Below are 12483 nucleotides of genomic sequence, written 5' to 3' on the forward strand. Positions count from 1 at the left end.
AGAATATATTTCCTTAGGTGGAATAAAGTTAAGAAAAATTGAACATAATGATTGATACAAACAGTAGTGAAGTGAGGGGTAGTGAATGTTATATCTACATGATGTATGGGTAAATTGGTTTGAAGGTGAAGAGAATGGGTATAACGTTTGTCATTTTTACGAATGGCGAAAAGATGATACGATTGAGCTATTAGATCAAGTGCCATTATTAAAAGTAGATTCCACATTATATCATTACATCGAAGACGAATTGTTAGAGCTTCCGCAAAAGTTGTTGGAAGACGTACATCATAAGGCTTATATTCGTAAAAATCATGAACGTTTGCAGCAAGAGTATTGCTTTGTTGTTACAGATGGAAAAGGAATTATTGCGATCGACACAATTGGTTACAATGTACCAATTCGAAAAAGTAGACTTATACCGCGCCAAGAGCAGATGGTATATGAGATGGTAGAAAGCGTACAAGCAGAAAAATTTGAGTTCCAAGTAGAAGAAATGGAAAAAGAACATCATATTTTATCACCATCACCTTTCATTATGAATGGTTTAACTCGTAAAGAAAGACAACTTAAACAATTATTATTTATGGCGTTAGATCAATTACATACAACGAAAAACACAGCGGAAATTCGCTATTGGTTCACAGAGTGGGATCCATCAGCATACGGAATGGTTCAACATATGGAATTTGAAGATATTTGGTCTAGACTGTATGATGAAGCGAAAGCAGGCTGGTCTGAGAAGCACGAACAATTATGCGAGCGTCTCGTAAAAGGACAGCCATTCTTTGAAAAGTTATGGGAAATGGAAAACGAGCAGAAGGTAAATTAAAAAACCGCCAATTGGCGGTTTTTTAATTTGCTGTAACTTGGCTTCAGCGAGCATTCTAAGAAATCCAGCTCCAGCAGCGAGCTCTTCGTGTCTAAGAACCTTCCCCACGAGAAGGTAAAAAGCACCTTCTGTGGGAAAGAACCTTAGCCAGTCAGAGCTGAACGAGCTGCCTCCGCTTTATATAGCAATCCAGCTCCAGCGGCAAGAATGTTCGGTGGCTTCGCGCCTTCCTACGAGGCAAAAAGCGCCACTACGTCAGGAGCTCCATCCCCCTCACATTCTAAGCCAGCCGCTTCCGCTTTTTACATTACCTACGTTTTCTACTTAACCCCATTGCGTTTTCTACTTTGCGTAGTTGTTTGAATGCAACACGGTTTGCTTTTTCGGCACCTTTGTCTAGAATTTCGTCTAGTTCTGGTGAGCTGATTAGTTCGTTATATTTGTCTTGGATTGGACGAATTGCATCTACGACTACTTGTGCTAGGTCGCCTTTGAAGTCTCCGTATCCTTTTCCTTCGTACATTGCTTCGATTTCTTCTACTGTTTTTCCTGAGAATGAAGAGTAGATTGTTAATAAGTTAGAGATTCCAGGTTTGTTTTCTTTATCGAATTTCACAATACCTTCAGAGTCAGTTACAGCACTCTTAATTTTCTTTTCAATTGTTTTTGGTTCATCAAGCATGCTGATCATCGATTTTGGATTCGGATCAGATTTACTCATTTTCTTCGTAGGTTCTGTTAATGACATAACGCGAGCTCCTACTTTTGGAATGCGAATTTCAGGAACAGTGAACACTTCACGGAAGCGTTTGTTGAAACGCTCTGCTAGGTCACGTGTTAATTCCATATGTTGTTTTTGATCATCACCAACAGGTACGATTTCAGTGTTGTAAAGTAAAATATCAGCAGCCATTAATGGTGGATACGTTAGTAATCCAGCTGGAACTGAATCTCTACCAGAAGATTTATCTTTATATTGCGTCATACGCTCTAATTCTCCAACGTAAGCAACTGATTGCATAATCCATCCTAGTTGAGCGTGTGCTGGTACTTCTGACTGTACAAATAAAGTAGCTTTTTCAGGATCGATGCCGCATGCTACATAAAGCGCAGCAAGACTGCGAATGTTTTTACGAAGTTGTACGGGATCTTGAGGTACTGTAATCGCATGTTGGTTTACAATACAGAAATAACAGTCGTGTTCATTTTGAAGCTCTGTAAATTGCTTCATAGCTCCTAGATAGTTTCCAAGTGTAATCGTTCCACTCGGCTGAATACCAGAAAAGATAACTGACATAAGTAATTCCTCCTAAATTTGAATGCGTGATAGGGAAGAGAAGGCAAACAAAAAAGCCCATTCATCCCAAAAAACTATAGGGACGAATGGACCGCGGTACCACCCTAATTATTTCACTACTGTGAAATCTCTCTAATCCATAATAACGTTTGGATATAACGCCAAAGCCTACTACTTTCGGTTCGGTTTGGTGCTCAAAAGCCCATTCCATACTGTACAATTACTTGTTCACACCAGCCACAAGCTCTCTGAAATTGCCTCAATATGTACTCTTCTTTATCATCGCATACATATAAAATTATTTATTGTTACCTGAGCTCTTTTAATATGAAAGAACTAAAGTTTTATAACAAAATGTTTTGCTGATTATTATATCATATGGGATAGTGTTTGCAAACTACATCAAAATAGTAAAGCTAATGAGGGTCGAGAACAACCCAAGAACGATACCTGTAATACAAATTGGATACGTCCATTTGAATGAATATGTTTTATAAATACGTTCTTTCTTATCGACAGGTTCCTCTACTTCTTCAATTAAAGACTCAATTTTTTTGTTCGTACCAAATACTCTTTGGAAGGCGTAAATTGTTACATTGAAAAATCCATTTTGAAATATGAATAAAAAACCGCCAACAAGAATAAAAAATAGTGCGACATAAAACGATATATTGACAAAATTCAACAAAAATTGCGATGAAACGAGGAATGCGCCAATACTAGAAGCGATTATCGCTATGAAAATTAGTATACAAGTATGAAAAAAAACTTTATTCAAAATGTTCCCCTCCGTCAAAATATTACTAGAATTATTATACTATAAAAGCTATAATATGTACTAGAATTAATTTTTTGAAAATTATACGCAATTAAAGGTCTGATTTCAAGATGATGGTAGCAATGTTAACGTATCCCTTTACAAAAAAATAAAAAAATAAACATTTTATTAAAAATTTTAACAAAAAAACAAAAAACTATATTCACAATTGTTATATTATATGTATAATGAAAATTGTAGAAACTTGGAGATTATTCTTTCAATTCTACATTTTTACAAGTGAGGGTACAGGAAGTGCAATTAGGGGAGGCAACACAACATGAAGAAAAAGATACCGTTATTACTTGCATCGACGTTGACTGTCAGTATGTTAGGAGCTTGTAGTTACCAAAAAGAGGATAATAAAGCAGGCGCAAAAGAAAAATCCTCAAACAAGCAAGTGTTAAATCTAACCGAGACAGCTGAAATCCCAACTATGGATACGACGTTATCAACAGATGCAACATCTTCTAACATCATGAATAACACAATGGAAGGATTATATCGTCTGGGCAAAGACGATAAGCTTGTTCCAGGTGTCGCTAAATCTTATGAGAAATCAGAAGATGGCAAAAAGTATGTATTTAAGTTACGTGAAGATGCGAAATGGTCTAATGGTGAACCTGTAACAGCGAAAGACTTCGTTTATTCTTGGCGAAGAGCTGTAGATTCAAACACGGGTGCCAAGTTTGCTTACATACTATTTGATGTGAAAAATGCGGAGAAAGTTAACAAAAAAGAATTACCAGTTGAAGAACTTGGTGTAAAGGCAATTGATGATCATACACTTGAAGTGGAATTAGATAACCCTGTTCCTTATTTTGTAAGTTTAACAGTCTATCCAACATTGTATCCTTTGAATGAGAAGTTTGTAACAGAACAAGGAGCAAAATTTGGATTAGAATCCAATACGACACTTTATAATGGTCCATTCGTATTAAATGAATGGACGCATGAACAAAGTTTCCAACTTAAGAAGAATCCAACGTATTGGGAAAATAAAGAAGTGAAACTTGAGGAAATAAACTTCAATATTGTTAAGGATCGTTCAACTGCTATAAATTTATATGAAACGAAAGCAATTGATCGTGTAGTCTTAACATCAGAGTTTGTAGATAAATACAAATCAGATGCTGACTTTAAAACGATTAAGAGACCATCTACACAATTTATTCGCTTAAATGAAAAGAATAAATTTTTAGCAAATAAAAATATCCGAAAAGCAATTGCAATGTCCTTTGAGCGTGAAAATATCGGCAAAGTTATCTTAAACGATGGTTCAGAGGGTATATATGGTTTTGTTCCGAAAGGCTTAGCAAAAGGTCCGAATGGAAAAGACTTCCGTGAAGAGAATGGAAAGCTTATAAAAGAGGATATGAAAGAAGCTCAAAAATATTGGGAAGCTGGTAAAAAAGAACTTGGTGTAGACAAAGTAGAGTTAGAGCTATTAAACTTTGATACTGATGATGCTAAAAAAATCGGAGAGTATTTAAAAGGTCAATTTGAAAAGAACTTACCAGGTTTAACAGTTTCCACAAAAATGCAGCCATTTGCACAAAAATTAAAACTTGAAGCAAGTGGAGATTATGCAATGTCATATGCGGGATGGAGTCCAGATTATATGGATCCAATGTCATTCCTTGAAATGTATACGACAGGTAATGCGCAAAACAAAGTAAATTATGCAAACCCAGCGTATGATGATTTAATTAAAAAAGCGAAAACAGAAGTTGATGTACAAGCTCGTTGGGATGCATTATTACAAGCGGAAAAACAACTGCTTGAAGATGCAGCGATTGCTCCAGTATATCAACCAGGAAAAGCTTATTTACAACGTGGCTCAATTACTGGCCTATTAGAACATAAATATGGCGGAGAATTTAGCTATAAGTGGGTTGAACTCAAAAACTAAAAATGGTTTCCATCATGAATAAGGGTATATGCCTATGATGGGCATATGCTCTTATTTTAAAAAAATAAAAGTAAGAATATTTAAAACTATCTTATTGCTTTTGAGAAAAACGGGGAGGTGCTTGACTATGGGACGTTATGTATTAAAACGTTTCGTGTACATGGCTTTGACATTATTTTTAATTACTACACTGACTTTCTTTTTGATGAAATTACTTCCGGGTTCTCCGCTTAAAAACCAGGAGAAACTATCACCGGCACAAAAAGAAATCATTCTTGAAAAATATGGCTTAAATGATCCAGTACCAGTTCAATATGCACGTTACTTAGGTAACTTAGCAAAAGGTGATTTAGGGGTATCATTCCAATATGATAACCGTCCAGTAACAGATATGATTGTGGATCGCATTGGACCATCAGCACAACTTGGTTTACAGGCGATTATATTAGGAACATTTATCGGTTTAATTTTAGGAATCGTTGCGGCACTTCGTAACAATACGTGGGTCGATTATGGGGCGACAATTATTTCCGTACTCGGGATGTCGGTACCATCGTTCGTATTCGCCGCATTACTACAATATTTCGTAGGGGTAAAACTTGGATGGTTCCCAGTAGCATTCTGGAAAGGACCAGAGTTTACAGTAATGCCTACAATCGCTTTATCGATGGCAGTTATCGCAACAATCGCACGTTTTGCTCGTGCAGAGTTAATTGAAGTTATGCAAGCTGACTACATTTTAACAGCGAAAGCGAAAGGAATTAGCCAAGGCGTTATCATTATCAAACACGCACTTCGTAACGCGTTAATTCCAGTTGTAACAATTTTAGGACCAATGGTTGCAGGATTAATTACAGGGACATTAGTTATTGAGCAAATTTATGCTGTACCAGGACTAGGGGAACAGTTCGTTAAATCTATTACAGTGAATGACTATACAGTTATTATGGGAACTACAATTTTCTATAGTGCGATTTTCATCTTAGTTATTTTCATTGTTGATATTTTATACGGAATTATTGATCCTCGTATTCGTTTAGCGGGAGGGAAAAAATGATGAAAGATGTACAAAAATTATCTCCAGATTTATTTCAACAAGCCAATCAAAATAATGTTGATAATGAAGTCATTGCCCGTCCAAGCTTAACGTTTTGGCAAGATGTAAGAAGACGTTTGTTCCAACATAAAGGAGCAATGTTTGGTTTCATTTTATTAGCGCTTATTATATTACTAGCAATTTTAGGACCGATGGTAAGTAAGCACTCGTATAAAGAGCAAGATTTAGGTCGTGCGAAATTACCACCGAAAATTCCTGTTATTGAAAATGTTCATTGGCTACCATTTGACGGTACAGATCAATATGGTGTTGACCAATATGAAAAACGTGATATTAAAGAGTATTTCTGGTTCGGTACAGATGATCTTGGACGCGATTTATGGACAAGAACATGGGAAGGTACGCGCGTATCATTATATATCGCTCTTTTAGCAGCAGCAATTGACTTAGTCATTGGGGTTGCATATGGAGGTATTTCAGCGTTCTATGGCGGTAGAGTAGATAATATTATGCAACGTATTATGGAGATTATTAACGGTATTCCATACTTAATCATCGTAATTTTAATGGTAATCATTATGGGATCTGGTATATGGTCAATTACACTCGCAATGGCGATTACAGGTTGGATAGGGATGTCGCGTATCGTTCGTGGACAAATCCTGAAATTAAAAAATCAAGAATACGTATTAGCATCTCGTACATTAGGTGCAACAAATACACAGTTAATTGTAAAACACTTAATCCCGAACGTAATGGGACCAATTATCGTAATGACAATGTTTACAATTCCAACAGCAGTGTTTGGTGAGGCGTTCTTAAGCTTTATCGGTTTAGGTATTCAGCCACCATTCGCATCACTTGGTTCTCTTGTAAACGACGGTTATAAATCAATTCAAACGTATCCACATATGATGTTCATCCCAGCGGTTGTCATCAGTATGTTAATCTTAGCATTCAACTTAATGGCAGACGGATTACGCGACGCGTTAGATCCAAAAATGCGTAAGTAAAAGAGGGGAGAAGTAAAAATGAAAACATTGCTAGAGGTAAAAGATTTGCAAGTCTCCTTTGATACACATGCAGGTGAAGTACAAGCTGTACGCGGTGTTACTTTTGATTTGAAAAAAGGAGAAACATTAGCGATTGTAGGAGAATCTGGTTCTGGGAAATCAGTTACTTCTAAGGCGTTAATGGGATTAATTCCGAATCCTCCAGGACGTATTAAAAACGGTGAAATCGTATTTGAAGGTCGTGACTTAACGAAATTAACAGAAAAAGAAATGCAACAAGTGCGCGGTAAAGATATCGCGATGATTTTCCAAGATCCTATGACATCATTAAACCCAACGATGACAATTGGAAATCAAATTATGGAAGGCCTTATTAAACACCAAGGGATGAGTAAAGCAGATGCACGTAAAGTTGCATTAGAATTAATCGACCTTGTAGGTATTCCAAACCCAGAAGCGCGCTTAAAACAATATCCTCATCAATTCTCAGGTGGTATGAGACAGCGTGTAGTTATTGCGATGGCGTTAGCTTGTAACCCGAAATTATTAATTGCCGATGAGCCGACAACAGCGCTAGATGTTACAATTCAGGCGCAAATTTTAGAGCTTATGAAAGACATTCAACAAAAAACAGAAGCGGCAATCATTTTCATTACGCATGACTTAGGTGTAGTGGCAAACGTTGCGGACCGTGTAGCAGTTATGTACGCTGGTAAAGTTGTTGAAATTGGAACGGTTGATGAAATTTTCTACAATCCAAAACATCCGTACACTTGGGGCCTAATTGCATCTATGCCAAGTTTAGATGGTTCAGAAGAAGAGTTATATGCAATCCCTGGAACGCCTCCAGATTTATTGAAGCCGCCAAAGGGAGATGCTTTTGCACCACGTAACCCGCAAGCACTGAAAATTGATTTTGAAATGGACCCACCTTTATTTAAAGTAAGTGATACACACTACGCGGCAACTTGGTTACTTCACGAGCAAGCTCCAGAAGTAAGACCGCCGGCAGTTGTTGAAAAACGCATTCTTCAAATGAAAGCAGGTGAACAACATGACTAAACAACGTGAGAAATTAATTGAAGTAAAAAATGTAAAGCAGCACTTCGACGTGAGTGGTGGTGTTGTCAAAGCGGTTAATGATATTTCATTTGATATTTACCGCGGAGAGACATTTGGTCTTGTAGGAGAATCAGGTTGTGGTAAATCGACAACTGGAAGAACGATTATTCGTTTATATGATGCAACTGCTGGTGAAGTATTGTTCGATGGTGAAAATGTACATGGTAAAAAATCACGCGCACAACTGAAGAAGTTCAACCGTAAAATGCAAATGATTTTCCAAGATCCATATGCATCATTAAACCCTCGTATGACAGTAGGGGATATTATTGCAGAAGGTATTGATATTCACGGACTAGCAAAAGGCAAAAAAGAGCGTATGGACCGTGTTCATGAATTATTAATCACAGTTGGTTTAAATAAAGAGCACGCAAACCGTTTCCCGCATGAATTCTCAGGTGGACAACGTCAACGTATCGGTATCGCTCGCGCACTTGCTGTAGAACCTGAATTTATCATTGCCGATGAGCCAATCTCAGCACTTGATGTTTCAATCCAGGCGCAAGTTGTAAACTTACTGAAAAAGTTACAAAAAGAAAAAGGTTTAACATACTTATTCATTGCCCATGATTTATCAATGGTAAAATACATTAGTGACCGCATCGGTGTAATGTACCGTGGTCAAATCGTTGAGCTTACAACAAGTGAAGAGTTATATGCGAATCCAATTCATCCATATACGAAATCACTATTATCAGCAATTCCGCTTCCAGATCCAGATTATGAGCGTAATCGTAAACGTATCGTATACGATCCATCTCAGCATGATTATGGTAGTGAAGCACCAACAATGCGTGAAATTCGCCCAGGACATTTCGTCTTATGTTCTGAAGCGGAGTATAAGAAGTATAAAGAGATTTATCAATAATAAAAAGCCAATCTTCCGTTATGGAAGATTGGCTTTTTTCTACTATATAAACAGTTTTATTGTTAATATTTGTTTGTAAGTGAATACATGCATTTTGATTAAACGAGTATTACTGTGCCTGAACAGAAACACTCTCCTCTTGTTCTTCAGGTTTAACGAGTGCATAACGTTCCCACGCTCTACTTTTCCAGCGGAAGAACATAATGATGGCACGTGTCCATTCATCAATAGCAATCGCTAACCAAATACCAACGAGCCCCATATCTAAATGGAAGGCGAAAAAGTAACCGAGTGGTAAACTCATTAACACCATAGAGAATGCTCCGATTAAAACTGGGTACTTTGCATCACCAGCTGCGCGAAGTGAATTGATAATGACGATGTTCATTGTACGTCCCGTTTCAAGTAGTACACTTAGTAAAAGAACTGATGCACCTAACGTAATAATGTGCGGATTATCTGTAAATAGTCCCATTAATTGTGTACGGAATGTAATGACGAGAGCGACCATACATAAAGTGACTCCAATTGCCCACTTTACACTTTTCCATACGCGTTCATACGCTTCGTCTTTTTCACCACCGCCAACGAGGCGTCCGATAATAATGGCTGTTCCCATACCAATCGCAATCGCGAATAAATAAGTGAACATAGAAATATTCGTAGCGTATTGTCTCGCCGCTAATGATTCCGTTCCTAAGTATGTTGCATAGTATAAGAAGACAATTTGGCAAGCTTGATACATAACCTGTTCAAATGCAGATGGAATCCCGATTTTTAAAATTTTCCCGATGTATTCCTTTGATAAGGTGAAGTAATATTGTAATTTCACACGGTATTCCATAACGCGGTACAGTAACCAGAAGAAAACGATAAGTGCGATTAATCTGCTGACAGCAGAAGAAATAGCAGCCCCTTGTACACCGAGCTCTGGGAAACCAAATTTTCCGAAAATGAGTACGTAGTTTCCAGCGATATGAATAATATTCATTCCAAGAGAAATAAACATCGCTTGCTTTGTGAAGCCGTGTACGCGGATAATTGCGGCTAATGAATTAATAATAGCTTGAAGGAAAATAGCGCCTCCGACGATGGATAAATAGTTTTGCGCATACATGAGTACATCGCCTTGTAAGTTCATTGCCATCATCATATGTTTTGAAAATAAAAGAAAACCAGCGCTTATAATGAGTCCGACCACTAAATTTAATGTGACGGCTAAAGCTGATATTTTAGATGCTTCCATAAAACGTTTGGAACCGAGGTATTGAGATACGACGATAGCTGCGCCGTTCCCGATGACTTCTAGTACCAAAATAGCGATATGGAGATATTGATTCGCTGCACCAACCCCAGATACAGCATCGTCTGATAATGCACTTAACATGAAAGTATCAGCGATCCCCATTAACATAAATAGAAAAACTTCTAGAAAAATAGGCCATGTTAATAAGAATAAACTTAATTTCTCTGTCGGCCCGTTTTTTGCCTGAATTGCTGTCATGTCCGTCCCCTCTTTACCGATATCTATTTTTAGCAAAATGTATCGTAACATACTTTCGTATCCTTTGCACTCATTTTAACCTACATATCTTTAATATGAAGAGGGTGCTATTTTATGATAAAAAGAGAAGGATAATTATGCAGAAAGTATTATAGGATATAAAATTTGTTTTTCTCTGATAATTTAGAAAAATACAATAAAATTCATTTTTAACACTTTAGTAAGAAAAATCAACAATATAAAACGTTTACAAAGGTTTATTTCTTAACAGAAAATTTTAATAAAATAGAAATATAAATATACAAAAAATATATTTGTGTGTATAATATGAATTGTTAGAACATATATATTTCTATTTGTTTGAAAATGAAAGGGCTAACATTTTTTTGGAGGGTGGAAGTATGAAAAAAAAGATACCAGTTTTTGTAGCGTCAACAGTAGCAATGAGCATGATGTTAGGGGCATGTAGCTACCAAAAAGATGAACCGCAAGCGAACGCAAAAGGGGATAGCGGGAAAAGCGGTGCGAAGCAAGTTATTAACTTAATTGAAACACAAGAAATTCCAACGATGGACCCAGCGTTATCAGCTGATGCAGTTTCTTCAAGAGTAATGACTAATACGATGGAAGGCTTATACAGTTTAGGTAAAGATGATAAGCTAGTTCCTGGTGTAGCGAAGGAATTCCAAAAGTCAGAAGACGGTAAAAAATATACATTTAAATTACGTGAAGACGCAAAATGGTCAAATGGTGAGCCTGTGACGGCGAAGGATTTCGTATACGCATGGCAAAGAGCGATTAACCCAGATACAGCTGCGAAATCAGCGTACATTATGTATGATATAAAAAATGCAGAGAAAATTAATAAAAAAGAGATGAGTCCAGATCAATTAGGCGTGAAAGCGATTGATGATCATACATTAGAAGTGGAATTAGACAATTCAATTCCATACCTTGTAGATTTAATGGTATATCCAATCTTCTATCCTGTGAATGAAAAGTTTGTGAAAGAGCAAGGTACGAAGTTTGGTTTGGAAGCGAATACAACACTTTATAACGGACCATTTACATTAAGTGATTGGCAACATGAACGTAGCTTTAAAATGACAAAGAGCGCGTCATATTGGGACAATAAAGAAGTGAAGATTGAGGAAGTAAACTTTAATATTGTAAAAGATACGTCTACGCCAATTAATTTATATGAAACAAACGCAGTCGATCGAGCGACGTTATTAGCAGAGTTCATCGATAAATATAAAGGAAAACCAGATTTCCAAACAGTAGAAGATACATCTGTATTCTTCCTTCGTTTAAATCAAAAAGACCCAGCTTTAGCAAATAAAAATATTCGTAAAGCAATTTCACTTGCTTTTGAACGTAAGCCGTTCGTTGATACATTATTAAATAACGGTTCTAAGCCAGCAACAGGATTAATTCCTGATAACTTCATTAAAGGACCAGATAAGAAAGACTTCCGTGCTGTAAATGGAGATATTGTAAAACCAAACGTGAAAGAAGCGAAGAAGTATTGGGAAGCTGGTAAAAAAGAACTTGGTAAAAATGAAATCGAATTAGAGCTATTAAATGAAGACGTTGAATTATCGAAGAAAACGGGTGAATATTTAAAAGGTGAGTTAGAAAAGAATTTACCAGGTTTAACAGTGAAAATTAAACAACAACCATTCGCGCAAAAACTAAAATTAGAAGATGCGGGCGATTATGTGATGTCATTCTCTGGATGGAGTGCAGACTTCCCAGATCCAGTTACATACCTTGATATGTTTGTAACGGACGGATCGCAAAATAAAATGAAATACTCTAATCCGAAATATGATGAAATTATCATGAAAGCGAAGAAAGATGGAAGCGATGTAAATGCTCGTTGGAAAAACTTACTAGAAGCAGAGAAAATGTTACTTGATGACGCTGCGATTGTTCCAGTATATCAGCGTGGTAGAGCATATATACAAAGAGAATCAATTAAAAATATGTACAACCATAAATATGGCGGCGATTTAAGCTTTAAATGGGCGTCAGTAGAGAAATAAGAAAAAAGCAGGT

Annotated in this window: 10 protein-coding genes and 1 other annotated feature; of the genes, 7 read left to right on the forward strand and 3 right to left on the reverse strand. The window is 36.8% G+C overall.

Annotated features, from left to right (window positions below):
• Nucleotides 1–85: 85 nt before the first annotated feature.
• On the forward strand, nt 86–832 hold the full coding sequence (locus PDL00_RS19485; protein WP_270730765.1) for a YjbA family protein: 747 nt from the start codon (nt 86–88) through the stop codon (nt 830–832).
• A 307-nt stretch (nt 833–1139) separates the two neighbouring features.
• On the opposite strand, the gene trpS is transcribed toward PDL00_RS19485, so the two are convergent.
• Nucleotides 1140–2129: a tryptophan--tRNA ligase gene (gene trpS, locus PDL00_RS19490; RefSeq protein WP_270730767.1), complete on the reverse strand. Its 990-nt coding sequence runs from the start codon at nt 2127–2129 to the stop codon at nt 1140–1142.
• 75 nt (nt 2130–2204) lie between these two features.
• Nucleotides 2205–2421: a binding site (T-box leader), on the reverse strand.
• Between the two features lie 105 nt (nt 2422–2526).
• The gene (locus PDL00_RS19495) at nt 2527–2907 is read right to left on the reverse strand and encodes a DUF3899 domain-containing protein (RefSeq protein WP_001044993.1); all 381 of its coding nucleotides are present in this window, start codon (nt 2905–2907) and stop codon (nt 2527–2529) included.
• Nucleotides 2908–3226: 319 nt separating this feature from the next.
• Here PDL00_RS19495 and PDL00_RS19500 point away from each other — a divergent pair, with 319 nt between their 5' ends.
• The 5 genes from PDL00_RS19500 to PDL00_RS19520 all read left to right on the forward strand — a co-directional run bounded on the left by PDL00_RS19500 (nt 3227) and on the right by PDL00_RS19520 (nt 8918).
• Nucleotides 3227–4858 (forward strand): peptide ABC transporter substrate-binding protein, encoded by a 1632-nt coding sequence (locus PDL00_RS19500; protein WP_270730770.1) that lies wholly within the window; start codon nt 3227–3229, stop codon nt 4856–4858.
• A gap of 127 nt (nt 4859–4985) precedes the next feature.
• Nucleotides 4986–5915, forward strand: a complete 930-nt coding sequence (gene opp3b, locus PDL00_RS19505) for an oligopeptide ABC transporter permease (protein ID WP_000534165.1) — start codon at nt 4986–4988, stop codon at nt 5913–5915.
• Nucleotides 5912–6928 (forward strand): oligopeptide ABC transporter permease, encoded by a 1017-nt coding sequence (gene opp3C / locus PDL00_RS19510; protein ID WP_048559566.1) that lies wholly within the window; start codon nt 5912–5914, stop codon nt 6926–6928. The genes opp3b and opp3C overlap by 4 nt, the downstream gene beginning before the upstream one ends.
• Nucleotides 6929–6946: 18 nt before the next feature.
• Nucleotides 6947–7990 carry an ABC transporter ATP-binding protein gene (locus PDL00_RS19515; protein ID WP_000854348.1) on the forward strand — a complete coding sequence of 348 codons (1044 nt, stop codon included), beginning with the start codon at nt 6947–6949 and terminating at the stop codon, nt 7988–7990.
• Nucleotides 7983–8918: an ABC transporter ATP-binding protein gene (locus PDL00_RS19520; RefSeq protein WP_242251454.1), complete on the forward strand. Its 936-nt coding sequence runs from the start codon at nt 7983–7985 to the stop codon at nt 8916–8918. Before PDL00_RS19515 ends, PDL00_RS19520 begins: the two co-directional genes overlap by 8 nt.
• 109 nt (nt 8919–9027) lie before the next feature.
• Here PDL00_RS19520 and PDL00_RS19525 read toward each other — a convergent pair whose 3' ends face one another.
• Nucleotides 9028–10473 carry an MATE family efflux transporter gene (locus PDL00_RS19525; RefSeq protein WP_242251445.1) on the reverse strand — a complete coding sequence of 482 codons (1446 nt, stop codon included), beginning with the start codon at nt 10471–10473 and terminating at the stop codon, nt 9028–9030.
• Nucleotides 10474–10823: 350 nt separating this feature from the next.
• Between PDL00_RS19525 and PDL00_RS19530 the strand changes: the two genes are divergently transcribed.
• Nucleotides 10824–12470 carry a peptide ABC transporter substrate-binding protein gene (locus tag PDL00_RS19530; RefSeq protein ID WP_063260239.1) on the forward strand — a complete coding sequence of 549 codons (1647 nt, stop codon included), beginning with the start codon at nt 10824–10826 and terminating at the stop codon, nt 12468–12470.
• Nucleotides 12471–12483 lie beyond the last annotated feature (13 nt).

Source organism: Bacillus cereus group sp. TH152-1LC, from assembly GCF_027710505.1.
Lineage (GTDB): Bacteria > Bacillota > Bacilli > Bacillales > Bacillaceae_G > Bacillus_A > Bacillus_A mobilis.